Annotated in this window: 25 protein-coding genes; 16 read left to right on the top strand and 9 right to left on the bottom strand. The window is 65.7% G+C overall.

Features of this window, described 5'->3' with window-relative positions; translation table 11 throughout:
• Positions 1 to 91: 91 nt before the first annotated feature.
• The 3 genes from MUB46_RS14475 to MUB46_RS14485 are packed head-to-tail and all read right to left on the bottom strand — an operon-like array spanning position 92 to position 2,098.
• Positions 92 to 628, bottom strand: a complete 537-nt coding sequence (locus tag MUB46_RS14475) for a CoA-binding protein (protein WP_261616647.1) — start codon at positions 626 to 628, stop codon at positions 92 to 94.
• 34 nt (positions 629 to 662) lie between these two features.
• Positions 663 to 1,496, bottom strand: coding sequence for an enoyl-CoA hydratase (locus tag MUB46_RS14480; protein WP_261616648.1), 834 nt, complete (start codon positions 1,494 to 1,496; stop codon positions 663 to 665).
• A gap of 8 nt (positions 1,497 to 1,504) precedes the next feature.
• Positions 1,505 to 2,098 (bottom strand): hypothetical protein, encoded by a 594-nt coding sequence (locus MUB46_RS14485; protein ID WP_261616649.1) that lies wholly within the window; start codon positions 2,096 to 2,098, stop codon positions 1,505 to 1,507.
• A 176-nt stretch (positions 2,099 to 2,274) separates the two neighbouring features.
• Here MUB46_RS14485 and MUB46_RS14490 point away from each other — a divergent pair, with 176 nt between their 5' ends.
• The 4 genes from MUB46_RS14490 to argC all read left to right on the top strand — a co-directional run bounded on the left by MUB46_RS14490 (position 2,275) and on the right by argC (position 5,013).
• Positions 2,275 to 2,688 (top strand): PaaI family thioesterase, encoded by a 414-nt coding sequence (locus tag MUB46_RS14490; protein WP_261616650.1) that lies wholly within the window; start codon positions 2,275 to 2,277, stop codon positions 2,686 to 2,688.
• A 195-nt stretch (positions 2,689 to 2,883) separates the two neighbouring features.
• The gene (rplM, locus tag MUB46_RS14495) at positions 2,884 to 3,348 is read left to right on the top strand and encodes a 50S ribosomal protein L13 (RefSeq protein ID WP_261616651.1); all 465 of its coding nucleotides are present in this window, start codon (positions 2,884 to 2,886) and stop codon (positions 3,346 to 3,348) included.
• A gap of 2 nt (positions 3,349 to 3,350) precedes the next feature.
• A complete protein-coding gene (gene rpsI, locus MUB46_RS14500) occupies positions 3,351 to 3,836 on the top strand; it encodes a 30S ribosomal protein S9 (protein WP_261616652.1) in 486 nt (161 codons plus the stop codon).
• 148 nt (positions 3,837 to 3,984) lie between these two features.
• On the top strand, positions 3,985 to 5,013 hold the full coding sequence (gene argC, locus MUB46_RS14505) for an N-acetyl-gamma-glutamyl-phosphate reductase (protein WP_261616653.1): 1,029 nt from the start codon (positions 3,985 to 3,987) through the stop codon (positions 5,011 to 5,013).
• Between the two features lie 35 nt (positions 5,014 to 5,048).
• On the opposite strand, the gene MUB46_RS14510 is transcribed toward argC, so the two are convergent.
• Positions 5,049 to 5,891, bottom strand: a complete 843-nt coding sequence (locus MUB46_RS14510) for a DMT family transporter (protein ID WP_261616654.1) — start codon at positions 5,889 to 5,891, stop codon at positions 5,049 to 5,051.
• An 88-nt stretch (positions 5,892 to 5,979) separates the two neighbouring features.
• Positions 5,980 to 7,785 (bottom strand): class I poly(R)-hydroxyalkanoic acid synthase, encoded by a 1,806-nt coding sequence (gene phaC / locus MUB46_RS14515; protein WP_261616655.1) that lies wholly within the window; start codon positions 7,783 to 7,785, stop codon positions 5,980 to 5,982.
• A 196-nt stretch (positions 7,786 to 7,981) separates the two neighbouring features.
• Between phaC and MUB46_RS14520 the strand changes: the two genes are divergently transcribed.
• The 6 genes from MUB46_RS14520 (at position 7,982) to otnC (ending at position 14,896) form a co-directional block, all read left to right on the top strand.
• Entirely contained in the window at positions 7,982 to 8,497 is a 516-nt protein-coding gene (locus tag MUB46_RS14520; RefSeq protein ID WP_261616656.1) for a hypothetical protein, read from the top strand.
• A complete protein-coding gene (locus tag MUB46_RS14525) occupies positions 8,494 to 9,714 on the top strand; it encodes an LL-diaminopimelate aminotransferase (RefSeq protein ID WP_261616657.1) in 1,221 nt (406 codons plus the stop codon). Before MUB46_RS14520 ends, MUB46_RS14525 begins: the two co-directional genes overlap by 4 nt.
• A 54-nt stretch (positions 9,715 to 9,768) precedes the next feature.
• The gene (locus tag MUB46_RS14530; RefSeq protein WP_261616658.1) at positions 9,769 to 11,073 is read left to right on the top strand and encodes a homoserine dehydrogenase; all 1,305 of its coding nucleotides are present in this window, start codon (positions 9,769 to 9,771) and stop codon (positions 11,071 to 11,073) included.
• 31 nt (positions 11,074 to 11,104) lie between these two features.
• Positions 11,105 to 12,163 (top strand): class II fructose-bisphosphatase, encoded by a 1,059-nt coding sequence (gene glpX / locus MUB46_RS14535; RefSeq protein WP_261616659.1) that lies wholly within the window; start codon positions 11,105 to 11,107, stop codon positions 12,161 to 12,163.
• A 176-nt stretch (positions 12,164 to 12,339) separates the two neighbouring features.
• On the top strand, positions 12,340 to 14,190 hold the full coding sequence (gene recJ, locus MUB46_RS14540; RefSeq protein WP_261616660.1) for a single-stranded-DNA-specific exonuclease RecJ: 1,851 nt from the start codon (positions 12,340 to 12,342) through the stop codon (positions 14,188 to 14,190).
• A 70-nt stretch (positions 14,191 to 14,260) separates the two neighbouring features.
• A complete protein-coding gene (gene otnC / locus MUB46_RS14545; RefSeq protein ID WP_261616661.1) occupies positions 14,261 to 14,896 on the top strand; it encodes a 3-oxo-tetronate 4-phosphate decarboxylase in 636 nt (211 codons plus the stop codon).
• 5 nt (positions 14,897 to 14,901) lie between these two features.
• Here otnC and MUB46_RS14550 read toward each other — a convergent pair whose 3' ends face one another.
• From MUB46_RS14550 to MUB46_RS14565, 4 genes are read right to left on the bottom strand one after another with little or no spacing between them, the layout of a single operon-like run.
• Positions 14,902 to 15,972 (bottom strand): transketolase family protein, encoded by a 1,071-nt coding sequence (locus MUB46_RS14550; protein WP_261616662.1) that lies wholly within the window; start codon positions 15,970 to 15,972, stop codon positions 14,902 to 14,904.
• Positions 15,973 to 15,987: 15 nt separating this feature from the next.
• On the bottom strand, positions 15,988 to 16,629 hold the full coding sequence (locus MUB46_RS14555) for a hypothetical protein (RefSeq protein ID WP_261616663.1): 642 nt from the start codon (positions 16,627 to 16,629) through the stop codon (positions 15,988 to 15,990).
• Complete coding sequence (locus tag MUB46_RS14560) at positions 16,626 to 17,480, bottom strand: transketolase (protein WP_261616664.1); 855 nt, start codon at positions 17,478 to 17,480, stop codon at positions 16,626 to 16,628. Before MUB46_RS14560 ends, MUB46_RS14555 begins: the two co-directional genes overlap by 4 nt.
• A gap of 47 nt (positions 17,481 to 17,527) precedes the next feature.
• On the bottom strand, positions 17,528 to 18,280 hold the full coding sequence (locus tag MUB46_RS14565) for an SDR family NAD(P)-dependent oxidoreductase (RefSeq protein WP_261616665.1): 753 nt from the start codon (positions 18,278 to 18,280) through the stop codon (positions 17,528 to 17,530).
• Positions 18,281 to 18,459: 179 nt separating this feature from the next.
• Between MUB46_RS14565 and MUB46_RS14570 the strand changes: the two genes are divergently transcribed.
• The 6 genes from MUB46_RS14570 to MUB46_RS14595 all read left to right on the top strand — a co-directional run bounded on the left by MUB46_RS14570 (position 18,460) and on the right by MUB46_RS14595 (position 25,941).
• Positions 18,460 to 20,247: an IlvD/Edd family dehydratase gene (locus MUB46_RS14570; protein ID WP_261616666.1), complete on the top strand. Its 1,788-nt coding sequence runs from the start codon at positions 18,460 to 18,462 to the stop codon at positions 20,245 to 20,247.
• A gap of 333 nt (positions 20,248 to 20,580) precedes the next feature.
• The gene (locus MUB46_RS14575) at positions 20,581 to 21,657 is read left to right on the top strand and encodes an ABC transporter ATP-binding protein (protein ID WP_261616667.1); all 1,077 of its coding nucleotides are present in this window, start codon (positions 20,581 to 20,583) and stop codon (positions 21,655 to 21,657) included.
• 68 nt (positions 21,658 to 21,725) lie between these two features.
• Positions 21,726 to 23,042 (top strand): ABC transporter substrate-binding protein, encoded by a 1,317-nt coding sequence (locus tag MUB46_RS14580; RefSeq protein ID WP_425256267.1) that lies wholly within the window; start codon positions 21,726 to 21,728, stop codon positions 23,040 to 23,042.
• Positions 23,043 to 23,097: 55 nt separating this feature from the next.
• A complete protein-coding gene (locus tag MUB46_RS14585; protein ID WP_261616669.1) occupies positions 23,098 to 24,048 on the top strand; it encodes a carbohydrate ABC transporter permease in 951 nt (316 codons plus the stop codon).
• A gap of 94 nt (positions 24,049 to 24,142) precedes the next feature.
• The gene (locus tag MUB46_RS14590) at positions 24,143 to 25,003 is read left to right on the top strand and encodes a carbohydrate ABC transporter permease (RefSeq protein WP_261616835.1); all 861 of its coding nucleotides are present in this window, start codon (positions 24,143 to 24,145) and stop codon (positions 25,001 to 25,003) included.
• Positions 25,004 to 25,050: 47 nt separating this feature from the next.
• Positions 25,051 to 25,941, top strand: coding sequence for an NAD(P)-dependent oxidoreductase (locus tag MUB46_RS14595; protein ID WP_261616670.1), 891 nt, complete (start codon positions 25,051 to 25,053; stop codon positions 25,939 to 25,941).
• Positions 25,942 to 25,973: the final 32 nt, after the last annotated feature.

Genomic DNA, 25,973 nt, shown 5'->3' on the forward strand with positions numbered 1-25,973 from the left:
ATGGTGATTTTTCCGCGCCGGCAAACATCGGGCCGGGCAGATACTGATATGAATACTGGACAGTTGCCGCAGGGGCGTCAATTCATTCCTGCTAGGAAAGATTCCCATCTTTTTTCAAGGCCATACGTTGAATTCCTCCCACGGACAAAGTGGGACGCTTGCTGGAGACCGTACCCCGGTTGACGCCGGCCCAGGCGATCTCTCCGGACAGTCTGCCGTACTCGATCTTCGGGCACCGGTTCATGACGACCTTCAGTCCGGCGGCCTCCGCCTTCGCCGCGGCCGCGTCGTTGCGTACGCCAAGTTGCATCCAGATGACCTTCGGGAGCGGGCTGAGCGCCAGCGCCTCGTCGACGACGGCGGCGGCCGCCTCCGAGGCGCGGAAGATATCGACCATGTCGATCGCCTCGGGAACGTCGGCGAGGCTGGCATGGACCGTCTGTCCCAGGATTTCCTTGCCGGCCTGGCCGGGATTGATGGGGATGACGCGGTAGCCCTTTTCCAGGAGGTACTTCATCGCGAAGTAGCTGGGCCGGATGGAATTGGCGCTGGCCCCGACCATGGCGATGACCTTGCACTCGTCGAGGATGCCGCGGATGTAGTCGTCGGAATAGCGATCGTGATTCATGGCCACTGCGGAGGTCATGGGAGGGGGGGGAGGACTACGACCCGGTCCAGACGGGTTTGCGTTTTTCGAGGAAGGCGCCGATGCCTTCCTCCGCGTCCCGCGCCAGCATGTTCTCGGTCATGACCCGGGCGGTGTACGCGTAGGCGTCCGCCAGCGGCATCTCGCGCTGGCGATAGAAGGCTTCCTTGCCGGTCTTCACCGTCAGCGGCGACTTGTCGGCGATCAGGCGCGCCAGCGCCATCGCCGCCTCGAGGGCCTGGCCTTCGGGCACCACCCGGTTGACGAGACCGATCGCCTCGGCGCGGCCCGCGTCCGCCATCTCGCCGGTCAGCAGCATTTCCATGGCGTGCTTCGGCGACACGTTGCGGGTCAGCGCCACCATCGGCGTGGAGCAGAACAGACCGATATTGACGCCGGGCGTGGCGAACCGGGCGCCGGCGCCGGCGACCGCGAGGTCGCAGGTCGCAACGAGCTGGCAGCCCGCCGCCGTGGCGATGCCGTCGACCGCGGCGATGACCGGCTTGGGGCAGGCGACAATCGCCTGCATGACGGCGCTGCACTTGGCGAAGATGGTCGCGAAATAGGCCCGCCCGCGGTCGGCCTGCGCCCGCGCCTCGGTCATCTCGCGCAGGTCGTGGCCCGCGCAGAAGGCCGGCGGCGCGCCGGTCAGCACGACCGTCTTCGTCTCCGCGTCGTCGTGCAGGTCGGCGAAGGCGGCCGCCAGCGCGTCGAGCAGGCATTCGGCCAGGGCGTTGCGCGCGGCCGGCCGGTTGAGGGTGAGGACGGTGACGGCATCCTCGCGGCGGATAAGCAGCGGCGCGTCCGAGGATCCGTCGGTAGCCTTGTCGATCGTTTCGGCTGTCGACATGACCCGCGCTACTCGGAGTCGGCGATCTGCTTGATCTGGTCGGCGTATTGCGCGACGACCTCGATATTGCCCGCCGGCGGGCGCAGCTGGCTGATCTGCGCCATCTGCTGTTCGAGCATGCCGATGAGCTGGTCTTTCTGCTCCTTGGGGATCGACTTGTCGTTCTTGATCTGGTCGATCGCCTCGGCCATCTCGCTGTCGACGCTGCCGCCGCCTTCGCCGCGCTCGGCGAACGAATAGGCGAGCATCACCGAATAGGCGACCTGAACCCAATCCTGGATCGACGCGATGCCGTGGTTCTGGATGATGCCTTCCATCTGCGCGCGGGCATCGGCGTATTGCGCGTATCCGGCGACCACGCTCGACGGATCCTCCGGGTCGACGTCCGCCTGGCCGTATTTCGCCTCGAGCTGCTGGCCGAGCGCATCCAGTTCGGGATAGCTGCCGATGAAGCCCTCCACGAGCTCCGGCGTGAGCTGGACCTGTGCCGGAAGCTGCTGGGTCTGCGCGCTGGCGGGCTGGGGCGCGGCAAGCGAAAGCAGTCCGAAACTGGCGGTAACCGTAGCAAGCGCGAAGGTGAGTCTGCGGAGCAGGACGATCATTTTATAGGGATCCTGGACTGTGCCGGTTCTTCTGGTTCAAATCCGATCGTTTTGAACGGCGCGGGCGCCGCCGGCCCTTGCCGCGGTGCCGACCGGCATGGCAAAGCAGGGGCCGGACGACTTCGACAGCAAAGCGGGGCAATCCTATGGCGGACGTCGGCGAAACGCCACTGCGAATGACGGCGCGAGACGTCGAAGCCTTTCTGGACAGTGAATTTCCGCAGATGCAGCACGGTGGAAAATCCTACGGGATCGAATCCGTGCGCCCGCTCGGCGCCGTGGTGCGGATGGACTTTCACGACAAGCATGTTCGCCCCGGCGGAACCATTTCCGGCCCCGCGATGATGGGGCTCGCCGACTATGCGATGTATGTGGCGCTTCTCGCCAATATCGGCCCGGTCGCGCTGGCGGTGACCACCAACCTGTCGATCAATTTCCTGAGAAAGCCCGCCCCTGTCGACATGCTGGCCGACTGCACGATCATCAAGCTCGGCAAGCGGCTCGCCGTCGGCGAGGTGGCGCTTTTCTCCGAAGGCTCCGACGAGATGGTGTCGCATGCGGTGCTGACCTATTCGATCCCCAGCGAATAATGCGGTAATATGTTACCGTATTTCTAAGGCGTTGTGTTTGTTGGTGAATTTTCACGACATCCGGGCAATAAGAACTTGACCGCGATCCGTCCGAAAGATACATACCCTTCCCGATAGAGGCGCCTTGGACAGGCGTCGTTTTGCATGCGCTCCTCGGCCTTGGTCCGGTGGACGCTTCATCCGACAGGTGAATTCATGAAGACCTATTCGGCGAAACCGGCCGAGGTGGAAAAGCAGTGGGTCGTGATCGACGCCGACGGTCTCGTCGTCGGCCGTCTCGCCGCGCTGATCGCCACCCGGCTTCGCGGCAAGCACAAGGCGACGTTTACCCCGCATGTCGATTGCGGCGACAATGTCGTGGTCGTCAACGCGGACAAGGTGGTGCTCACCGGCCGCAAGCGCGACAACAAGACCTACTACTGGCACACCGGCTATCCCGGCGGCATCAAGGAGCGCACCGCGGCCAAGATCCTCGACGGCAAGCACCCCGAGCGGGTGGTCGAGAAGGCCGTTGAGCGCATGCTGCCGCGCGGACCGCTCGGCCGTCAGCAGATGAAGAACCTCCGGGTCTATGCCGGCCCGAACCATCCCCACGAGGCGCAGCAGCCCGTCGCCCTCGACGTGGCCTCCCTCAATTCGAAGAACGTCAGGAGCCAGTGACCATGAGCGAGCAGGAACTCCAGTCGCTCGAGGAGCTCGGCGGCGCCCTTGGACAGGGCGAGGCGAACGAGGCCCCGGTTTACGAGCAGAAGCTCGATGCGCAGGGCCGCGCCTATGCCACCGGCAAGCGGAAGAACGCGATCGCCCGTGTCTGGATCAAGCCGGGCTCCGGCGTGATCACGGTCAACGGCCGCGATTTCGAGAAGTACTTCGCGCGCCCGGTGCTGCGCATGGTGCTGCAGCAGCCGCTGGTCGCGGCCAACCGGCAGAACCAGTACGACGTCGTCTGCACGGTGACGGGCGGTGGCCTGTCGGGCCAGGCCGGCGCGGTGCGGCACGGCGTTTCCAAGGCGCTGACCCACTTCGAGCCCGAACTGCGGTCCGTCCTGAAGAAGGGCGGCTTCCTGACCCGCGACTCGCGCGTCGTCGAGCGTAAGAAGTACGGTAAGGCCAAGGCCCGCCGTAGCTTCCAGTTCTCGAAGCGCTGACCCGCGGGGCAGGCAGCGCAAGGCTATCGGAAGGGCGCCCTCGGGGCGCCCTTCTTGTTTTACGGCAGAAAAATCCATCGTCCTTGGCTTCATGGCCCGCAAGACCGGAGCGTGGGCCTGGAATGCGATGCAGGAAACGGAGACAGACATGACCATGACGAAGGTCGCGATCCTCGGCGCCAGCGGTTACACCGGAGCGGAGCTCGTCCGCCTGATCGCGCGCCACCCGTCCCTGCAGATCGCCGCCTTGACCGCCGACCGAAAGGCCGGCCAGGCGATGGCGGACGTCTTCCCGCATCTTGCGATCCTCGACCTGCCGCCGTTGACCACCATCGACGAGGTCGACTGGTCGGGCGTCGACGCGGTGTTCTGCGCGCTGCCGCACGCGACCACCCAGAAGGTCATCGCCGGCCTGCCGGAGCGGCTCAAGGTCGTCGACCTGTCGGCCGATTTCCGGCTCGAGGATCCGGAGGCATACAAGACTTGGTACGGCCACGAGCACGCCGAGACGGCGCTGCAGAAGCAGGTCGTCTACGGTCTGCCCGAGTTCTATCGCGACAGCATCAAGGGCGCGCGGATCGTCGCCAACACCGGCTGCTACGTCGCCACCGCGCTGATCCCGCTGATCCCGATCCTGAAGGCGGGGCTCGCCGATCCGGACTGGATCGTCATCGACGCGAAGTCGGGTGCCTCCGGGGCTGGCAGGGCGGCAAAGGAAGCCAATCTCTTCACCGAGGTGTCGGAAGGCTTCCACGCCTATTCGGTCGCCGGGCATCGTCACATGGGCGAGATCGATCAGGAGCTGTCGAAGGCCGCCGGCCGGCCGGTGGTGGCGAGCTTCACACCGCATCTTCTGCCGCAGAACAGGGGCATTCTGGCAACGACCTATCTGAAGGGTGAGGCGGACACGATCCATGCCCATCTGGCGGAACGGTTTGCCGACGAGCCTTTCGTCCACGTGCTGCCCTACGGCAAGGTGCCGGCGACGCGGCATGTGCGCGGCTCCAACCACTGCCTGATCGGCGTCGTCGCCGACCGTCAGCCGGGCCGCACCATCGTCATCTCGGTGCTCGACAACCTGGTGAAGGGCGCCAGCGGCCAGGCGATCCAGAACATGAACCTGATGTTGGGACTGCCGGAGACGACCGGCTTGGAGCAGGTTCCCCTGTTTCCGTGATATGGCGGTGCCCGTGAGACGGCGGATGCGCCGTCTCAAAGCCTGAGCAGGACCAGACCGGCAAGCACCACGGCGACGGACAGCATCCGCGCCGTGGTCAGCTTCTCGCCCAGGAAAACGACCCCGATCACAACCGCCATGACGACGCTGGTCTCGCGCAGGGCGGCGACCAGCGCGATCGGGGCCACCGTCATCGCCCAGATGACGATCGCGTAGGCGACGATCGACAGGGCGCCGGCGAGGAGCCCGGCCTTCCAGTTCTCCGCGAACATCGCGCCGACGCCGCGCCCGCGCACAAGCACCGCGTAGAACAGCAGCGGAAAGCCGTCGAGCACGAACAGCCAGGCGGTATAGGCGAGCGCGTCGCCGGCCGTCCGCGCGCCGAGGCCGTCCGAAATCGTGTATCCGCCGATGAACAGCGAGGTCGTCAGCGCGTAGACGGCGCCCTTGGGCGCCTCCATCAGCACCCTGAGACCGCGGTCGAAGGTGAGGGCGATGATGCCGACGCCCAGCACGATGACGCCGAGCACTTTCAGCGGCCCCAGCGCCTCGCCGACGATGAACAGGCTCGCAACCAGCGTGATCAGCGGCGCGGTGCCACGCGCCAGCGGATAGACCTTGCCGAGCTCGCCATGCTGGTAGGCGTTGGCGAGGAAGGCGTTGTAGCCGATATGCAGGAGCATCGACGCCATCAGCCACGGCCATGCGTCGGCGGGGGGAAACGGCAGGAGCACGACGCCGGGCAGGGCGATCAGCGCGCCGAAGGTGGCCAGCAGCGTCACCACCGCCAGCCGGTCGCCCTTGATACGGACGATCGCGTTCCAGCTTGCGTGCAGCACGGCGGACAGCAGGACGAGGAGGGCGACGGAGAGGGACACGGCACGAGCGCGAAAGACGAGGTCGCGCTAACCTATACCGTCGTCATCAAACTGTCACAAATGTCTTGCGCGCAGGGGAGGCCTGCGTTCAGCTCTTCACCTTGACGTAGCGGCCGGGGGCGTCCTCGATCGGTTTGTATTTCCGGTTGCCCGGCGCGCGCGCCTTGACTTGTTCCTTGCTTAGCCTGGAGACCCACGCCTGCCAGTCCGGCCACCACGATCCGGGGTGCTCCTTCGCCTTCGCCAGCCACGCATCGATTTCGCCGGCCGGCTTCGTGCCGGTCCAGTACTGATACTTCCTCTTGTCCGGCGGGTTGACCACGCCGGCGATGTGACCCGATCCGGCCAGAACGAAGCGCACCGGTCCGCCGAAGCAGCGCGAGCCCAGAAACACCGATTTCGCCGGCGCGATATGGTCTTCCTTTGTCGCCAGGTTGTAGACTGGGATCTTCACCTTCTTCAGGTCGAGCCTCACCCCGGCGATTTCCATCTCGCCGCGCGACAGCCGGTTCTCCAGGTAGCAGTTGCGCAGGTAGAAGCTGTGGTTCGCCGCCGGCAGGTGGGTGGAATCGGAGTTCCAGTAGAGCAGGTCGAAGGGGAAGGGCGCGCGCCCGCGCAGGTAGTTGTTGACCACATAGGGCCAGATCAGGTCGTTGGATCTGAGCAGGTTGAAGGCGGTCGCCATGCGCCGGCCCTCCAGATAGCCGCGATCGGCCATGTCCTCCTCGACCGCGCGGACCTGGGCCTCGTCGACGAACACCTTCAGGTCGCCGGCATGGGTGAAGTCGACCTGGGTGGTCAGGAAGGTGGCGCTGGCGAAGCGGGTGTCGCCGGTCTCGGCCAGGTAGGCGAGGGTCGCCGCCAGCAGCGTCCCGCCGACGCAATAGCCGCCGACATTGACCTTGTCCTCCCCGGTGATGTCGCAGACCACGTCGAGCGCGGTGAGGATGCCCTCCTTCATGTATTCCTCGAAGGACTTGCGCGCGAGCCGCCCGTCGGGATTGACCCAGGAGATGCAGAAGACCGTGTGGCCCTGTTCGACGAGCCAGTGGAACAGCGATTTCTCCGGTCTCAAATCGAGGATGTAGAACTTGTTGATCCACGGCGGCACCATCAGGAACGGCCGCTTGTAGACCGTCTTGGTCGCCGGCGCGTACTGGATGAGCTGCATCAGCTCGTTCTCGAACACCACCTTTCCCGGCGAGAGCGCCAGGTTCTTGCCGACCTCGAAACCGGCCGGGTCCGACTGGCGGATCTTCAGCTCGCCCTTGCCCAGCTTGATGTCCTCGGCGAGCATCTTCATGCCGCGCACCAGGTTGTCGCCGTTGGACTCGAGCGTTTCCTGCAGCAGCTCCGGATTGGTCAGCACGAAGTTGGACGGCGAGATCGCGTTGGCGATCTGGCGCACGTAGAACCGCGCCTTGTGGCGCGTGTGCTCGTCGATGTCCTGAGTCTCCTCCACGAGCGTTTCCGCCCAGCGCGCCGTCAGCAGATAGGCCTGCTTGAGGAAGTCGAACATCGGGTGCCGGTGCCACTCGGGCGCGGCGAACCGCTTGTCGCCGCGGTCCGGCTCCGCCACCGGCTCGGCATCCTCGCCGGCCATGCGCCGCAGCGCCTGCGTCCACAGGGTCAGGTATCCCGACCACAGCCGGTTCTGCGCCTCCATCGCCTTGCGCGGATCGGAGAGCCATTTCTCCGCGATCTGCGACAGCGTCTTGGCGGCGTGGTTCATCTCCTCGGCGAAGATGAGCTTGGCCTCGCCCTTCTCGCTGCCCTCGAACATGGCGGCAAACGCCTTGCCGCCTTCCTCGGTGAGCTGGGCCATGTTCTGCGCGAACGCTTCCGGGTCGCGGATCGTGAAGCTCTGGTCCGGGTTTCTCGTCGTATCGTCCATGAGTAGCGCGGCCTCTGTTTCCGAACCGGGGGTTCGCGATTCATCCTAACATGACGAGGCGTTGCGTCGCCGTTTTGACATATTGGATTTGTACCGCGAATTGCCACAGCCCGGGCACATCAGTTAAGCCATGATTTACCATCCCTCGTCAGTTTGCCAGCGAACCAGGCGGCGAGGGTGCCTCGGGCCGGGATGTTTGGACACGCGGGTCATGAAAACCACAGCTTTTGCGGGCCTGGCGGGTGCGGGCCGGGCGGGGCGCCTGCTGCGTGCCGGCCCTCTGCTGCTTGCCGGCATCGCGGTGCTGGCCCTGGCCGGCTGCGAGAACGGACCGGACCTGGACCGGCTGGCGCCGACGATGCCGAAGCTGACTGCGGAAGTGCCGGAGAGCAGGCATCCGGAATCGAAGAACGGCCAGTTCCCCAACATCAACAATGCGCCGGACCGCCCTTCGGTGGTGCATTCCGAGTCGGAGTTGAAGGAGATCGAAAAGTCTCTTGAAGCCGACGGCAGCGCGCATGTTAAAGAAGCCGTCAGCAAGATCACCGGCGCGCCGCCGGAGCAGGACAGTGAGGACAAGGCCGACGAGGGCAAGAAGGCCGACAAGAAGCCCGCCGCCGGCAAGTCCCCCGGCAAGTCTGGCGACACGTCGGATGCCGGTTCTGGCGGCAAACCGCTTTCGCTGACACCGCCCGCGGATGATCCATCATGAGCGAATTTCACAAGACGAAGCGACTGCCGCCCTATGTCTTCGAACAGGTCAACCGCCTGAAAGCGACCGCCCGCGCCGCCGGCGCCGATATCATCGACCTCGGCATGGGCAACCCCGATCTGCCGACGCCCAAACATATCGTCGACAAGCTGGTCGAGACCGTGACGCGGCCCGATACGCACGGCTATTCCACATCGAAGGGGATACCCGGTCTTCGTCGCGCGCAGGCCGGCTATTACGAACGCCGCTTCGGCGTGAAGCTCGACCCCGACACCCAGATCGTCGCCACGATCGGCTCCAAGGAGGGCTTCGCCAACATCGCCCAGGCGATCACCGCGCCGGGCGACGTCGTTCTGGTCCCCAACCCGACCTATCCGATCCACCAGTTCGGTTTCATCATTTCCGGCGGCGTCATCCGCCAGCTCCCGGCGAAGCCCGACGAGGATTTCCTGCGCGCCATGGATCGCGCCGTCGCCCATTCGGTGCCGAAGCCGCTCGCCGTGGTGCTGAACTATCCCGCCAATCCGACCGGGTATTGCGCCGATCTCGACTTCTACAAGGAAGTCGTCGATTTCGCGCGCAAGCATGAGCTGTTCATCCTCTCCGACATCGCCTATGCCGAGATCTATTTCGGCGACACGCCGCCGCCGTCGGTACTGGAGGTTCCCGGCGCGATCGACCTGACGGTCGAATTCACCTCGCTGTCGAAGACCTATTCGATGCCGGGCTGGCGGGTCGGCTTCGCGGTCGGCAACGAGCGGCTCCTGTCCGCGCTGGCCCGGGTCAAATCCTATCTCGACTATGGCGCCTTCACCCCGGTTCAGGTCGCTGCCACGGCGGCGCTCAACGGTCCGGATTCCGTGATCGAGGAGATTCGCGCCGTCTACAGGCATCGACGCGACGTCATGGTCGAGGCCTTCGGCCGCGCCGGCTGGCCGGTTCCGGTCCCCGAGGCCACGATGTTCGCCTGGGCGCCGATCCCCGAGAAGTTCCGTGACGCCGGCTCGCTCGAATTCGCCAAATTGCTGGTGGAGAAGGCCGAAGTGGCGGTATCGCCCGGCATCGGCTTCGGCGAGGACGGAGAGGGCTTCGTGCGCATCGCGCTGGTCGAAAACGAGCAACGTATACGCCAGGCCGCCCGCAATATCCGCCGCTTTCTTGCCACGGCGGACGAAACCATGCACAACGTCGTCGCGCTCGGGGGGCAGCGCGGCTGACGTGCGGCCGCGTCCTTCCGGATTTCAGCCAACCGGACTTCAAGACGAGGGGATATGAGCCAGGCGTTGCGTATCGGGCTCGCCGGCCTGGGAACCGTCGGCGCGGCGGTCTTCCGGCTGCTTTCACAGAAAGCCGAGCATGTTGCCGTTCGAGCCGGCAGGCCGGTGCAGGTCGTCGGCGTCTGCGCCCGCGATCGCGGCCGCGATCGCGGTATCGATCTGTCCGGCGTCGCCTGGTATGACGACCCGGCCGCGCTGGCGGCAGCCGAGGATGTCGACTGTTTCGTCGAGCTGATGGGTGGCGACGGCGACCCGGCCCATGCGGCCGTGCGCGCGGCGCTGACCGCAGGCAAGCCGGTCGTGACCGCCAACAAGGCGCTTCTCGCCGCCCACGGTGTCGATCTTGCCCAGCTTGCCGAGGCGAACGGCACCACGATCGGCTATGAAGCGGCCGTCGCGGGCGGGATTCCGATTATCAAGACCCTGCGCGAAGCCGTTGCCGGCAATAAGGTTTCGCGCGTCTACGGCATTCTCAACGGCACGTGCAACTACATCCTGACGCGGATGGAGGACGAGGGCCTGTCCTTTGCCGACTGCCTCGCTGAAGCCCAGCGGCTCGGCTATGCCGAGGCCGATCCGACCTTCGATGTCGAGGGCCACGATTCGGCGCACAAGCTCGCGATCCTGTCGGCGCTCGCCTTCGGCACGAAGATCGATACGGACTCGATCCATCTCGAGGGGATCTCCTCGATCACCCTGGAAGACCTGGAAGCGGCAGAAGAGCTGGGCTTCCGCGTCAAGCTGCTTGGGGTTGCCCGCCGCACAGATACCGGAATCGAGCAGCGCGTGACGCCCACCATGGTGCCGAAATCCTCGGCCATGGCGGGAATCCACGGTGTTCTCAACGCCGTGGCGGTCGATGGCGACGAAGTCGGCGAGATCATGCTGGTCGGTCCCGGGGCCGGCAGCACGGCCACGGCCTCCGCGGTTGCCGGGGACATCGTGGATATCGCCCGTGGCGGTATGCACTCGTCCGTTTTCGGTATTCCGGCGACCGAGCTGATTGACTATAAGCCGGCCCGGATGCGGGCCCACGAGGGCGGCTACTATATCCGGCTTGCCGTCTACGACAGGCCGGGGGCCTTCGCGGCGATTGCCAAGCGGATGGCCGAGCAGTCGATCTCGCTGGAAAGCATCATGCAGAAGGAGAAACGCGACGCGCAGGACACCAAGGCTCGGCGCGCCGTGTTGATCACGCACGAAACGACGGAAATACAGGTCAGGAAGGCACTCGAAGCGATTATCGACGACGGGCAGATCGAAGATCAGCCGCAGATGATCCGTATCGAGATGCCCTGACGTTCGAGGGCGCTAGGCAGGCAAGGACGAAATGGCAAAGACCTCCACGAAGACCGCGAAACCGAAGGCCGCCGCATCGACGGCCGCCAAGCCGAAGGCCACCGGGAAGAAGGCCGGCGAGCCGGGCGGTGCGCTCGACCGCATTCTGACGCTGGAAATTGTTCGCGTCACCGAGCGCGCCGCTGTGGCCGCCGCACGGATGCGCGGGCGTGGCGACGAGAAGGCCGCGGATCAGGCCGCCGTCGACGCCATGCGCCGTGAGCTGAACCGCCTGCCGATCCAGGGCACCGTCGTGATCGGCGAAGGCGAGCGCGACGAGGCGCCGATGCTCTATATCGGCGAAGAGGTGGGCACGAAGGCCGGACCGGTCGTCGACATCGCGCTCGATCCGCTCGAGGGCACGACGATCTGCGCCAAGGACCTGCCGAATTCGCTCGCCGTCGTGGCGTTCGCCGAGGGCGGCAGCCTGCTCAACGCGCCCGACGTCTACATGGACAAGATCGCCGTCGGACCGGGCTATCCGGCCGGCGTCGTCTCCCTCGACGCCTCGCCCGCCGAGAACATCGCGGCCCTGGCCAAGGCCAAGGGCGTTCCCATCGGCGAGATCACCGCCTGCGTCCTCGACCGTCCGCGCCATGCCGCGATCATCGAGGACGTTCGCGCGGTCGGTGCCGGCATCCGGCTGATCGGCGACGGCGACATCGCCGGCGTCATCCACACGACCAACCCCGACGAAACCGGAATCGATATCTACATGGGTATCGGTGGCGCGCCGGAAGGCGTGCTGGCGGCCGCTGCGCTGCGCTGCATCGGCGGCCAGATGGAAGGCCGGCTGATCCTCGACACCGAGGAGAAGCGGGCCCGCGCCCGCAAGATGGGCATCGACAAGCCCGATCGGGTCTACCAGATGGAAGAGATGGCGCGCGGCGACGTCCTGTTTGCCGCCACCGGCGTCACAGACGGCAATCTTCTTTCGGGCGTGCGGTTCGGCAAGAAATCGATCACGACTGAAACCGTGGTGATGCGGTCGTCCACGCAGACCGTGCGCTGGATCAAGGCCGAGCATCGCACGCTGTCGAAGTTCGGGTAAGTCCCGTTCGGTGAGCCGCACATTCCCGCGAACGCCGGAATCGCGGTGCGTCTCGGAAAACGAAAAGCGGTCCCCGCTTTTGCGGGACCGAGCGGAGGCGGGGGACGCCGAAAGGTGACGGCCCCCGCCGGTCGGACTAGGCTCAGTCCGATTCGACGGTTTCCCTGGAGGCGGATTTGGCCGGCGCTGTGGCGGCGATTTCGACAGACAACGCGTTAGGGGGCGAGGCGGACGCCCCTCGCACGGTTCTCGGCGTCGCGAAGTCTGCCACGTCGCGGCGCTGGGTCGACCGTCTCGGCCGGGCCGCCCATCAGACCGCATTGGCGATCGCCCAGCAGCATGACATTCCGGAGATCGTCGCTCGCGTGGTCGCCGGGCGCGGCGTCGGACCCGACGACCTCCATTCCTATCTCGATCCGAGCCTGCGCGATCTTCTGCCGGACCCGTCCGGCCTGGCCGGAATGGATGCGGCCGCCGAACGGTTGGCCGATGCCATACAGGCCGGCGAGAAGGTCGCGATCTTCGGAGACTATGACGTCGACGGGGCCACATCGGCGGCGCTGCTGGCCCGTTTCCTGCGGGAAAACGGCATCGAGCCGTCGATCCACATTCCCGACCGGATCACCGAAGGCTACGGCCCGAACGCGCCGGCGATCACCGCCTTGAAGGATGCCGGTGCCTCCCTGCTGGTTACCGTCGACTGCGGGTCCACCAGTCACGAGGCGCTGGCGCACGCCGCCGCGATCGGCCTCGACACGGTGGTGATCGATCACCATCAGATCGGCGTCGACCTGCCACCGGCGGTATCCGTGGTCAATCCGAACCGCCAGGACGATCTGAGCGGGCAGGGCCATCTCGCCGCCGTCGGTGTCGTGTTCCTGACGCTCGTCGCGGTGAACCGCGTCCTGCGGCAGCGCGGCTGGTACGCGCGCCGGCGCGAGCCGGAGCTGCTCGCCTGGCTCGATCTCGTCGCGCTCGGCACCGTCGCCGACGTGGTGCCGCTCGTTGGTCTCAACCGCGCCTACGTTCGCAAGGGCCTGATCGCGCTGCGGAGCAGGCGGAGCCTCGGTCTGAGCGCGCTCGCCGACGCCGCGCGGCTGGGCGAGGCGCCCGATACCTACCATCTGGGCTTTCTCCTGGGGCCGCGCATCAATGCCGGCGGGCGCATCGGCGATGCCGCCCTCGGCGTGCGCCTCCTGCTGTCCACGGACCCCGACGAGGCCGCCACCATCGCCGCCAATCTCGACCGGCTCAATCGCGAGCGCCAGGAGATCGAGGCGGCCATCGTCGCCGAGGCCATGGCCATGGTCGAGGCGGACCCGGATGCCGAGGCGAAGGCGCTCATCCTGGTGCATTCCCACGAGGACTGGCACCCCGGCGTCGTCGGCCTCGTCGCCGCGCGGCTGAAGGAGCGGTTTTCCAGGCCCGCCATCGCGATCGCCTTCGGCCCGGACGGCACCGGCACCGGGTCGGCCCGGTCGATCGCCGGCGTCGATATCGGCGCCGCCGTCCGCGCGGCGGTGGACGAGGGGCTGGCGATCAAAGGCGGCGGCCACGCCATGGCGGCCGGCCTCACCGTCGAACGCGACCGCGTCGAGGCGCTGACGGCCTTTCTCGATTCGCACCTGGCGCGATCCGTCGGAGAAGCCGACGTCAGCCGACTCGAAGTCGACGCTTTGCTGACGGCCGGCGGGGCCACGGTCGACCTCCTCAAGGCGCTGGAGGATGCCGGTCCGTACGGCTCCGGCAACCCGCAGCCGGTCTTCGTCTTCCCCGCCCACCGCCTGTCCTTCGCCGACGCGACAGAGCAGGGCCATGTCCGCTGTACCTTCGCGTCACCGGACGGCGGGCGGCTGAAAGCCATTGCCTTCCGGGCCGTCGGCAGCCCGCTTGGCGACGCGCTTCTGTCCGGCCGGCAGGATACGCTGCATGCCGCAGGCACCCTGCGGATCGACCGCTGGGGCGGGCGTGAGACGGTGCAGCTGCACCTGCGCGACGTTGCCGTTCCAGCCCGCGATAGAGGGTGAATCGGACTATGAGCAACCGGGCCCAAGCAATTCTTTTGATTCCGGAATTGGCTCGCCAGAGGGCGGCCCGATGACGGAGGAAGCCCGGGCCCGCGAGGCCCTCGTCGCGACCGGACGCTCCCTGTTCACGCGCGGCCTCACATTCGGGTCGACTGGCAACCTCAGTGTCCGCCTGTCGGACGGCTCGTGGGTGATGACGCCCACCAACGCCTCCCTCGGCGCCCTCGATCCCGCGCGGCTGTCGCGGCTCGACGCCAACGGACTGCATGTTTCCGGCGACAATCCGACCAAGGAAGCCTTCCTGCACGTCGCCATGTACCGCGAACGCCCCGATGCGCGCGCCGTGGTGCACCTGCATTCGACCCATTCGGTGGCCGTCAGCGCGCTCGCCGATATCGATCCCGAGGACGTGCTGCCGCCGATCACCGCCTACTACGTCATGCGGGTGGGGCGATTGCCGCTGGTGCCGTACTTTCCGCCCGGCGACCACGGCTTGGCCGATGCGGTGGGAAAGCTCGCCTCGCGGCACCACGCCGTGCTGCTCGCCAATCACGGACCCGTCGTCGCCGGCACCAGCCTGGAGGCGGCGACCTACGCGACCGAGGAACTCGAGGAAACGGCGAAGCTGTTCCTGATGCTGCAGGGCATGGCGGTGCGGACATTGACGCCCGAACAGGTGGCCGAGCTCAGGAAACGGTTCGGGTAGGGCGCTCAGCCGCTGAGCGCGGTGCGCACGGTGCTGGCGACGCCGGGCCCATCGAGGCCGTAGTGGGCATAGAGATGGGTCGGCGGCCCGAGGATCGCGTACTGGTCGGGCATGCCGACTTTGTGGAGTTTCGCCACAAGCCCTTCTTCCGCAACGACTTCCGCGATCGCCGCGCCGAACCCGCCGGTGACGTTGTGCTCTTCCGCGGAGATCAGGACGCCGTGCTCGGAGGCCGCCTTGCGGATCGCCTCGCGGTCGATCGGACGGATCGAGTACATGTCGACGACGGTAATCTCGATGCCTTCGTCCGCGAGGATGTCGGCGGCGTCGAGAGCGGCCTTCACCAGGTTGCCGATGGCGAAGACGGTGGCGTGCCTGCCCTCGCGCAGGGTGTTGGAGCCGCCGATCCTGAAATCGAACGCCGTGTCGTAGACGACCGCCTCGCGCCCGCGCCCGACCCGGAAGTAGATCGGCTCGGGATGGCGGATCAGGCCTTTGAGCGCCGAGGAAAGCGCGGTGCCGTCGCAGGGCGCCATGAGATTGAGCCCGGCCATCGTGCGAAGCGCGCCGATGTCCTCGCAGCAATGGTGAGAGGTGCCGTAGAAGCCCATGGCGATGCCGGAATGGGTGCCGACCATCTTCACCGGCAGGCCCGGATAGCAGATGTCGTTGCGAATGTTCTCGACACCCATCAGGGCGAGGAAGAACGAATAGTTCGAGATGACCGGCAGGTACCCGACCGCCGCCAGCCCGGCCGCGGCGCCGATCATGTTGCGCTCGGCGATGCCGAAATTGAAATAGCGGTCGGGAAAGCGGCGCCCGAAGGTTTCCACCTGCGTCGGCCGGCCGAGATCTGCGGTGCACACGACGATGTCGTCCATGCCGGCATCAGCCAGGTCCACCAGCGTCTTGCCGGTGGTGAGCTGGCGCGACAGGCCGAGCGAGACGACCATGTCCCAGGACCGCTCGTCGAATTCGTCGGTAACGGTGGAATCGGTCAGGTCGAGACCGGATTTGAGCTCGCGGGTCATGTAGGGGACGGCCGGTGTTGCCGGTTTGGCAGCTTCGTCAGCCATTGTCGCGGTCCCCCTCTACTCCTCCAGGATCCAGTCGGCGTCGTAGACCCGGACCCGCGTCCGTTCCCCGTTCTCCCAGACCTCGGTCTTGAGGTAGAGCACCATGTTTAGGGTGTCGGACCACAGCTTTTCCTGGCGGAACTCGAGGCCCAGCTCCGGCCATTTCGTCACCGCCTCGACGGTCTTCACGTTGTAGATGCAGAGGAATTCCCGATCCTCGCCGGAATCGAGCCTCTTGGTGCCGGCGCCGCTGATCCGCCACCAGCGTTCGACGCGGCTCGACTTGCCGTTCTCGGGGATCATCATGCCGCCGACCGTGGCGTCGCCCTCCGCGCTGATGGGAAAGAACGACGCCGGATCGATATCGTAGGAATAGATCGTGCGGCCCTTGCCGCCGATCGTCGCCAGCGTGAACAGGCCGCGATAGAGTTCCTGCCCGTTCAGCGTGTTGCCGCGATTGTCGAGATGGCGGACATAGGTGACGTCGTCGACGATCTTGTCGACCTTGAACATCTCGTCGGTGGTCAGATGCAGGGTGTAGCCGTCGTCGACCCTGCCGGCGACCGGGCACTGCTGGGCCTGCGCGCCTGCCGTGGCGACAAGCGCGAGGCACCCCGCCAAGATCGCTCCGACAAACCCGCGCCGAAGAGCATTCATCCGATATCTCCCGCCTCGATTTCCGCGTAGGCCCGCTCGAGATCCTTCGGCCCCAGAAAGCCCAGATGCCACTGCCAGGTGCCTTCCATGAACGACACGCCCTTGCCGGCGACGGTGTAGGCGAGAACGCAGCGCGGCTTGTCGCCCGGTCCGTTCAGCGCCCGGTTCAGCGCGTCCTGTACCTGCTCCAGGTCGTGGCCGTCCTCCAGCACGATCACATCCCATCCGAAGGCGCGCCACTTGTCCACCAACGGTTCGGTCGCCATCGTCGCCTGTGGATCGCCATCGGACCCGGCACCATTGATATCGACGATTCCGATCAGATTGGACAGGTCCCAATGGGCGCCGGAAATCGCGGCTTCCCAGATTTGTCCCTCGGTCTGCTCGCCGTCGCCCATCATGCAGATGACGCGGCCGGGCGAACCCTTGCGTTGGAGCCCCAGCGCCATCCCGACCGAGACCGACAGGTTGTGCCCGATGGAGCCGGAGGAAAAATCGGCTCCGGGCACCTTCTTGACGTCCGGATGGTCGCCGAGAGGGGAGTGCAGGCGCGTATAGGAATCGAGCCAGCTCTGCGGGAAGAAACCGAGATCGGCGAGGACGGGATAGAGCCCGATCGCGGCATGTCCCTTGCCGAGCAGGAAACGGTCGCGGTCGTCCCATTTGGGATCGTCCGGCCTCACGTGCATGAACTGGTAGTAGAGCGCGGCGACCAGTTCGGCCATCGAGAACGACGAGCCGTAGTGGCCCGAGCCGCAGATATCGGTGAGCCGGACGGTCTCTCGGCGGATCAGGCGGGCCTTGTCCTTGAGGTCTTCCCTGGTGACGTTCTTGAGGGCGCGCGACGACATGGCGGTTGTGAAGCCTCAGACGGCGGTGGAGGACAAACGCGTCTTCATCAGTGGATATGGCTCCCGCCGTTCACGTCGATCTCGCTTCCCGTCACATAGGACGACAGATCCGAGGCGAGGAACAGGGCGCACCCCGCCACTTCCCCGGCCGTGCCCGCCCGGCCCATCGGCACCGCCGAGACGATCCGCTCGATGATCTCGTCGGTCCGCATGCTGCCCAGAATATCCGTGTCGATGAAGGACGGACAGATGGCGTTGGCGCGAATATTGTCCGGCGCCAGCTCACGGGCGATCGCCTTGGTGAGACCGAGGACGCCGGCCTTAGACGCCGTGTAATGGGATCCGCCGAAGACGCCGCCGCCGCGCTGAGCCGAAACCGACGACAGGTTGACGATCGAGCCGGTTTTGCGTTCGCGCATGTGCGGGATCGCCGCCTGGCACATCTGGAAGGTGCCGCGAAGGTTGATGTCGAGGACGCGGTCGTATTCCGTCTTGTCGATCTCCATGACGCGCTTGGGCGAGGTGACGCCGGCATTGTTGACGAGGATATCGATTTGTCCGAACCGCTTCAGCGCGCGTTCGACGGCCTTTTCGCAGTCGCGCATCTTCACGACATCGCATTTCATGCCGAAATGGCCGCGCCCCTTGAGGCTTCTCGCCGCCTCCCGGGCCATTTCGGTGTCGAGATCGAGCACGGCGACCTTGGCGCCGTGTTCGGCGAACAGCCGCGCCGTCGCCAGCCCCAGTCCGCGCGGCGAGGCCGCGCCGGTAATGACAGCCGTTCGGCCTTTCAGAAGCATTCCAGCCCCTCCCGGCGGCGCGCGCCATTGGTCGATCCGTCACATTTACGTATACACAGTCAGCGACATAAGATTCAACGCGTCGCATTCGCGGCGCGGCCGCATGCGTAACGCTGCGCTAGGGAGTCGTCTGGGAATGGACTATGTAGGTCCGAAAACGTGTTGGGAGGAATGCTATCGTGTCTCGTAAGGGTCTGCTGCGCAGCCAGCTCTGGTTTGACAACCCGGACAACCCGGGAATGACCGCGCTCTATCTCGAGCGCTATCTCAATTTCGGCCTGACGCGCGAGGAGCTGCAGTCCGGCAAGCCGATCATCGGCATCGCTCAGACCGGGTCCGACCTGTCGCCCTGCAACAGGCATCACCTGGACCTCGCCCACCGGGTTCGCGAGGGTATCCGCGCGGCCGGCGGGATCTGCTTCGAGTTCCCGGTTCATCCGATCCAGGAGACGGGCAAGCGGCCGACCGCCGCCCTTGACCGCAATCTCGCCTATCTGGGGCTCGTCGAGCTTCTGTACGGCTATCCGATCGACGGCGTGGTGCTGACGACGGGGTGCGACAAGACCACGCCGGCTTGCCTGATGGCGGCCGCGACCGTCAACATTCCGGCGATCGTTTTGTCGGGCGGTCCGATGCTGAACGGCTGGTGGAAAGGCGAGCGCACCGGCTCCGGCACGGCCGTCTGGAACGCGCGCGCCGACCATGCCGCCGGCAAGATCGACTACGCCGAGTTCATGGACATAGTCGCCTCTTCGGCGCCGTCCGTCGGCCACTGCAACACCATGGGCACGGCGACCACCATGAATTCGCTTGCCGAGGCGCTCGGCATGAGTCTTCCCGGCTGCGCCGCCATTCCCGGCCCCTATCGCGAGCGCGCCCAGATCGCCTACGAGACCGGTATGCGGGCCGTCCAGATGGTCGAGGAGGACCTGAAGCCCTCCGACATCATGACGCGCGAGGCCTTCGAGAACGTCATCGTCGCGAACTCGGCGATCGGCGGCTCGACCAACGCGCCGATCCATATCAACGCGATCGCCCGTCATATCGGCGTCGACCTCGACAACGACGATTGGGAACGGATCGGCTACGAGGTGCCGCTGCTGGTCAATCTGCAGCCGGCCGGCAAGTATCTCGGCGAGGAGTTCCACCGGGCCGGCGGTGTGCCGGCGGTGATCGGCGAGTTGATGCGGCATGGCCTCATTCGCGAGAATGCGTTGACCGTCAACGGCAAGACCATCGGCGACAACTGTCGTGGCCGCGAAGCCGGCGATGCCGACGTCATCCGCAATTTCGACACGGCGCTGGTGCGCAACGCCGGTTTCCTCAACCTCAAGGGAAACCTGTTTGAATCCGCCATCATGAAGACCAGCGTGATCTCGGACTCGTTCAGACAGCGCTATCTGTCGAAGCCGGACGATCCGAACGCGTTCGAGGGCAGGGCGGTCGTCTTCGAGGGGCCGGAGGATTACCATCACCGCATCAACGACCCGGGCCTGAAGATCGACGAGAACACCATGCTGTTCATCCGCGGCGCCGGGCCCATCGGCTATCCCGGCGGGGCGGAGGTCGTGAACATGCAGCCGCCGGACGAGCTGATCAAAAAGGGCGTGCGCGAGCTGCCCTGCATCGGCGACGGGCGTCAGTCGGGGACGTCGGGCTCGCCGTCGATCCTGAACGCCAGCCCGGAAGCCGCCGCCGGCGGTGGCCTCGCGCTGCTCAGGACCGGCGACACGGTGCGCATCGATCTCAACAAGCGCACCGCCGACATCCTGATTCCCGAGGAAGAGCTCGCACAGCGACGTAAGGACCTGGAGGCCGCCGGCGGCTTCCACTATCCCGATCACCAGACGCCCTGGCAGGAGATCCAGCGGGGCATGGTTGCCCAGTTCGACGAGGGCATGGTGCTGAAGCCGGCGGTGAAGTACCAGCGCGTCGCCGAAAAGGGCGTGGCGCGAGACAATCACTGACCGACGCGGTTTCGCGGTCCGGAAACCGGGGCATTCCAGACGGGATGCCCCGGTTTTTTTGTTGGGAAGTATCGACAGCGCGCGAAAGGTGGCGGCCTAAGTGGATGTGATTGCGGGCGTATTCGCGCGCCCGTGCATGCCGGTTGGCCGACGGCAATCGCATCTTGCATTTGTACGATAAAAGAGGCTTGAATAGCCGATGTTGAATGCAGAGAAGTATACATAGAAGGCGCCGAAGTGCGCTGAGAGAATGATCCGGGCGGCAGTCCCGGCGGGGAGCGACCAAAGAACAAAAAGGCGGCGGAGACCGTCCCAGGGGAGGAAACGGAGGACATGGCGCCTGTCGGCATCCGTGACGTGCGCAAGGCGTTTGGCCTGACCGAGGTCATACACGGCGTTTCCATCGACATCGACGACGGCGCGTTCGTGGTGCTGGTCGGTCCGTCCGGCTGCGGCAAGTCCACGCTGTTGCGCATGATCGCCGGTCTCGAGGAGATCACGTCGGGCGAGATTTCGATCAGCGGCCGCGTGGTAAACCGCGTTCCTCCGAAGGAGCGCGACATCGCCATGGTGTTCCAGAACTACGCGCTCTATCCGCACATGAAGGTGTCGGAGAACATGTCGTTCTCGCTCCGCCTGGCGAAGGTCGACGCCGACACGATCCGGCGCAAGGTCGAGGAAGCCGCCAAGATCCTCAACCTTACCGACTATCTCGACCGCTATCCCCGCCAGCTCTCCGGCGGCCAGCGTCAGCGCGTCGCCATGGGCCGCGCCATCGTCCGTGACCCGCAGGTGTTCCTGTTCGACGAGCCTCTGTCGAACCTCGACGCCAAGCTGCGGGTGCAGATGCGCACCGAGATCAAGGAGCTGCACCAGCGCCTGAAGTCGACCTCGATCTACGTCACCCACGATCAGATCGAGGCGATGACCATGGCCGACCATATCGTCGTCATGCGCGACGGCATCGTCGAGCAGATCGGAGCACCGCTCGATCTCTACGACCATCCCGTCAACACCTTCGTGGCCGGTTTCATCGGCTCGCCGGCGATGAACTTCATCGACGGCCGCGTCGACAGTGTCGATGGCCGCCCCGTCGTCCGGGTCGACGAAGCCACGGTGCTGCCGCTGCCGGGTTCGGTCTCGGCGCAGGCGGGGACCGCTGTCACCTACGGCACCCGGCCCGAGCATCTGGCGCTCACCGCCAACGGCTCCGGCCTCGACGTCGAGGTCTCGGTAGTCGAGCCGACCGGCGCCGAGACGCTGGTTGTGACGCGCATCGCGGGACAGGAATTGCTTGCCTCCTTCAAGGAGCGCCACGACCTGAAGCCGGGCCAGCGCATCAGGCTGATGCCCAATCTCGACACCGTTCATCTGTTCAACGTGGAGACCGGACAGCGGCTTCCCGTTTGACGATACCTCCGCGCCGCAACGACGGAGCGGGAGGCTTTGAGTTGAAAGCCAGAACCGGGAGGAAATTGATGTCCATGAAAAGCAAGTTCAGACTGCTCGGGGGCGGCGTTGCCCTCGCGGGACTGCTCGTCGCCGGGACGCTTGCCGGATCGAGCCCGGCGCTTGCCGCCTGCGAGCTTCAGTTCAAGCCGGAAGACGGCGCCGAGCTGACGCTCTTGCGCTGGAAGCGCTTCATCCAGGCCGAAGAAGACGCCTTCATGAAGATCGTCGAAAACTTCCAGAAGGACTGCGGGATCACCGTCAACGTGCAGAACGAGTCCCTGGACGACGTTCAGCCGAAGGCGTCGGTCGCCGCCAACGTGAACCAGGGCCCGGACATGGTCTGGGGCCTCTATTCGCTGCCGCACCTGTTCCCGGACAAGCTCGTCGACGTGACCGACCTGGCCGACTATCTGGCCGGAAAATACGGCCCGTGGGTGCCCTCGGCGGTGAAGTATGGCACCAAGGCCGGCACCAGCGAGTGGATCGACATTCCGATCGCCTACAACGGCAACTACATCAACTATCGCATCTCGGCGGTCGAGAAGGCCGGCTTCAAGGAGCCGCCGAAGACGACGGCGGAGTTCATGGAGCTGGCGAAGGCGCTGAAGGAGCAGGGCACCCCGCTCGGCATGGCGCTCGGCCACGCGACAGGCGACGGCAACGCCTGGGTGCACTGGGCGCTGTGGTCCTTCGGCGGTTCGTTGGTCAACGAGAACGACGAGGTGATCATCAACTCGCCGGAGACCAAGGCCGCGGTCGAGTACGTCAAGGAACTCTACGGCTATATGGCCCCGGGCGTCGCCGCGTGGAACGACTCCAACAACAACAAGGCGTTCATGTCCGGCGAGGTCAGCATGACCAACAACGGCCCGTCGATCTATCCGGCGGCCAAGAAGGACGCGCCCGACATCGCGGCCGACATGAACCATGCCAAATGGCCGGTCGGCCCGGTCGGCAAGCCGACCGAATTCCACATCGCCTACCCGATGATGATCTTCAAGTATTCGAAGTACCCGAATGCCGCGAAGGGCTTCATCGAATACCTGTTCCAGCCGGCACAGTACGACATGTGGCTGCAGGCCGCCGTCGCCTATCTGACGCCTCCGCTGGAGAAGTATGAGGCGAACTCTGTCTTCACCGACGATCCGAAGCTGACGGTGTTCCGCGACGCGGCCCGGGACACGCTGACGGCCGGCTACGAAGGCTCCGTCGGCGAGAAGGCCGCCTCGGCCCTTGCCGAGTTCATCGTGCTCGACATGTTCGCCAACGCGGCGACGGGCAACATGAGCGTGGACGACGCCATCGCCCAGGCCGAGCGCCAGGCGAAGCGTATCTACCGCTGACGAGACCTGCGGGCCGGGTACCGGGCCCGGCCCGTTTCTCACCGGGAGGAACGGCATGGCGGATGCCGCTATAGGAACGAGGACGATACCGGCCGAACCGTCGGCCTGGTCCCGGTTGAAAACCAACCGCGACTGGCTCGGCGCCTGGTTCATGCTGCCGACCGCCGCCTTCCTGTTCCTGTTTCTCGCCTATCCGCTCGGGCTCGGCGTCTGGCTGTCGATGACGGATGCGCGCATCGGCCGCGAGGGGATTTTCGTAGGCTTCGAGAACTTCACCTGGCTCTACGACGATCCGGTGTTCTGGCTGTCGGTGTTCAACACGCTGCTCTACACGGCGGTCGCAAGCGTCTTCAAGTTCGCGATCGGCCTCTATCTGGCGATCCTTCTGAACCACCACCTGCCGTTCAAGGCGTTCCTGCGGGCGATCGTGCTTCTGCCGTTCATCGTGCCGACCGTGCTGTCGGCCATCGCCTTCTGGTGGATGTACGACCCGCAGTTCTCGATCATCTCCTGGACGCTCAAGGAGCTGGGGCTGATCACCACCAACATCAACTTTCTCGGCGATCCGTGGAACGCCCGCTGGTCGGTCATCTTCGCCAACATCTGGCGCGGCGTGCCGTTCGTGGCGATCACGCTGCTCGCCGGCCTGCAGACGGTGCCGCCGTCGCTCTACGAGGCGGCGACCATCGACGGGGCTAACCGGTGGCAGATGTTCCGCCACATCACCTATCCGATGCTCACCCCGATCATCGCGGTGGTGATGACCTTCTCGGTGCTGTTCACCTTCACCGATTTCCAGCTCATCTGGGCGATCACCCGCGGCGGGCCCGTCAACGCCACCCACCTGATGGCCACACTCAGCTACCAGCGCGCCATCCTAGGCGGCTATCTCGGCGAGGGCGCGGCGATCTCGACGGCGATGATCCCGTTCCTGCTCGCCGCGATCATGCTGTCCTGGTTCGGCCTCCAGCGCCGCAAGTGGCAGCAGGGAGAGGCCGATGACTGAGACCGCCGTCTCCAAGCGCCCGACAGAACCAATGTCCGGGGGCGGCAGCTTTGCCCGCTGGCGCGAACGCCGCCGCCTGCGCAAGGCGGAGGAGATGAGCCAGACCGGCATGGACTACCTGATGTCGACCCCGCGACGGGTCGTCACCATCTACGTGCCGCTCGCCATCATCGTGTTCGTGTTGCTGTTCCCGTTCTACTGGATGTTCATCACGTCCATCAAACCGAACGAGCAACTCGTAAATCTCGACGTGGTCAACCCGTACTGGGTCGTCGCGCCGACGCTTGAGCACATCTGGGAGCTCCTGTTCGAGACACCGTATCTGAGCTGGATGTGGAACACGATGATGATCGCGCTGGTCGCCACCTTCCTGTCGATCGTCGCGAGCGTGCTGGCCGCGTACGCGATCGTGCGGCTGCGCTACAAGGGGGCGCAGTGGATCGGCGGGGCGATCTTCCTCGCCTATCTGGTGCCGCCCTCGATCCTGTTCATTCCGCTGTCGCTGATCGTTGTGAAGTACGGGCTGTGGGATACGCCGTGGGCCCTGATCCTGACCTATCCGACGATCCTGATCCCGTTCTCGACGTGGCTGTTGATGGGCTACTTCAAGTCGATCCCGTTCGAGCTTGAGGAATGCGCCCTGATCGATGGCGCGAGCCGTTGGCAGATCCTGACCAAGATCGTGCTGCCGCTCGCCGTGCCCGGTCTCATCTCGGCGGGCATCTTCGCCTTCACCCTGTGCTGGAACGAGTTCATCTACGCGCTGACCTTCATCTCGACGCCGGAAAAGAAGACCGTGCCGGTCGCGATCATCTCCGAGTTCGTCGACGGCGACATCTATCGCTGGGGATCGCTGATGGCGGGCGCGCTGCTCGGCTCGGTGCCGGTCGCGATCGTCTACATGTTCTTCGTCAACTACTACGTCTCGGCGATGACAGGCGCGGTGAAGGAATAGCGCGCCGACAGCCGCTCGTACGTCCAGGCAAAACGGGAAAGCACCCAATGAACATCGGTTTCGTCGGTCTGGGCGCGATGGGCCTGCCGATGGCCAGGAACCTTGTCGCCGCCGGCCACGTGGTCGCCGGATGCGACGTCAGGCGCGAACCGGTCGACGCGTTGGCCGCAGCCGGCGGCCGCGCGGCGGCGGCCCCAGCGGATGCCGCGCACGACGCCGACGTACTGATCCTCATGGTCGTCAATGCGGACCAGGCGGAGGCCGTCCTGTTCGGCGAGGGCGGGGCCGCGTCCGGCCTGAAACGGGGCGCCGTTGTCGTCGCCTCCTGCACGCAGCCCGCAGCGCGCGCCAAGTCCCTTGCCGCACGGCTGGACGAGCTCGGCGTGCTCCTGCTCGACGCGCCGGTATCCGGCGGCGTGGTCGGGGCCGAGCAGGGGACGCTGTCGATCATGGCGTCGGGGCCGGACGCCGCCTTCGACAAGGCCGCACCCGTGTTCGATGTCCTCGGCAAGGCCGTCTGGCGAATGGGGGCGGAACCCGGCCTCGGTTCGATGATGAAGACCGTCAACCAGCTGATGTGCGGTGCCCATATCGCCGTCGCCGCCGAAGCGATGAGCCTTGCCGCCCGCGCCGGTCTCGATCCCAACCTCGCGCAGGACGTACTGATGGCCGGCGCGGCGGCTAGCTGGATGCTCGGGAATCGCGGGCCGCGGATGCTGCAATCCGATCCGCCGGTCACCAGCGCCGTCGACATCTTCGTCAAGGACCTAGACATCGTGCTCGATGCCGGCCGCGACCTGAAGGCGGCGTTGCCGCTCGCCGCCGCCGCCCACCAGATGTTTCTCGGCGCATCGGGGATGGGGGCGGGCTCGGAAGACGATTCCCAGGTTCTTAAGGCCTACGAAAACCTGAGCGGGATAAAGGTGCCTCGGGATTGATCGCGGGACAGGCCGGTTGTGGCCGGACCGTC

It is taken from the genome of Microbaculum marinisediminis (assembly GCF_025397915.1).
Lineage (GTDB): Bacteria > Pseudomonadota > Alphaproteobacteria > Rhizobiales > Tepidamorphaceae > Microbaculum > Microbaculum marinisediminis.

Excerpts from the sequence above, each read along its gene's own strand:
- MUB46_RS14475 (WP_261616647.1), bottom strand. The coding sequence starts at position 628 with ATGAATCACGATCGCTATTCCGACGACTACATCCGCGGCATCCTCGAC.
- MUB46_RS14480 (WP_261616648.1), bottom strand. The coding sequence starts at position 1,496 with ATGTCGACAGCCGAAACGATCGACAAGGCTACCGACGGATCCTCGGAC.
- MUB46_RS14485 (WP_261616649.1), bottom strand. The coding sequence starts at position 2,098 with ATGATCGTCCTGCTCCGCAGACTCACCTTCGCGCTTGCTACGGTTACC.
- MUB46_RS14490 (WP_261616650.1), top strand. The coding sequence starts at position 2,275 with ATGACGGCGCGAGACGTCGAAGCCTTTCTGGACAGTGAATTTCCGCAG.
- rplM (WP_261616651.1), top strand. The coding sequence starts at position 2,884 with ATGAAGACCTATTCGGCGAAACCGGCCGAGGTGGAAAAGCAGTGGGTC.
- rpsI (WP_261616652.1), top strand. The coding sequence starts at position 3,351 with ATGAGCGAGCAGGAACTCCAGTCGCTCGAGGAGCTCGGCGGCGCCCTT.
- argC (WP_261616653.1), top strand. The coding sequence starts at position 3,985 with ATGACCATGACGAAGGTCGCGATCCTCGGCGCCAGCGGTTACACCGGA.
- phaC (WP_261616655.1), bottom strand. The coding sequence starts at position 7,785 with ATGGACGATACGACGAGAAACCCGGACCAGAGCTTCACGATCCGCGAC.
- MUB46_RS14525 (WP_261616657.1), top strand. The coding sequence starts at position 8,494 with ATGAGCGAATTTCACAAGACGAAGCGACTGCCGCCCTATGTCTTCGAA.
- MUB46_RS14530 (WP_261616658.1), top strand. The coding sequence starts at position 9,769 with ATGAGCCAGGCGTTGCGTATCGGGCTCGCCGGCCTGGGAACCGTCGGC.
- glpX (WP_261616659.1), top strand. The coding sequence starts at position 11,105 with ATGGCAAAGACCTCCACGAAGACCGCGAAACCGAAGGCCGCCGCATCG.
- otnC (WP_261616661.1), top strand. The coding sequence starts at position 14,261 with ATGACGGAGGAAGCCCGGGCCCGCGAGGCCCTCGTCGCGACCGGACGC.
- MUB46_RS14550 (WP_261616662.1), bottom strand. The coding sequence starts at position 15,972 with ATGGCTGACGAAGCTGCCAAACCGGCAACACCGGCCGTCCCCTACATG.
- MUB46_RS14555 (WP_261616663.1), bottom strand. The coding sequence starts at position 16,629 with ATGAATGCTCTTCGGCGCGGGTTTGTCGGAGCGATCTTGGCGGGGTGC.
- MUB46_RS14560 (WP_261616664.1), bottom strand. The coding sequence starts at position 17,480 with ATGTCGTCGCGCGCCCTCAAGAACGTCACCAGGGAAGACCTCAAGGAC.
- MUB46_RS14565 (WP_261616665.1), bottom strand. The coding sequence starts at position 18,280 with ATGCTTCTGAAAGGCCGAACGGCTGTCATTACCGGCGCGGCCTCGCCG.
- MUB46_RS14575 (WP_261616667.1), top strand. The coding sequence starts at position 20,581 with ATGGCGCCTGTCGGCATCCGTGACGTGCGCAAGGCGTTTGGCCTGACC.
- MUB46_RS14580 (WP_425256267.1), top strand. The coding sequence starts at position 21,726 with ATGTCCATGAAAAGCAAGTTCAGACTGCTCGGGGGCGGCGTTGCCCTC.
- MUB46_RS14585 (WP_261616669.1), top strand. The coding sequence starts at position 23,098 with ATGGCGGATGCCGCTATAGGAACGAGGACGATACCGGCCGAACCGTCG.
- MUB46_RS14590 (WP_261616835.1), top strand. The coding sequence starts at position 24,143 with ATGAGCCAGACCGGCATGGACTACCTGATGTCGACCCCGCGACGGGTC.
- MUB46_RS14595 (WP_261616670.1), top strand. The coding sequence starts at position 25,051 with ATGAACATCGGTTTCGTCGGTCTGGGCGCGATGGGCCTGCCGATGGCC.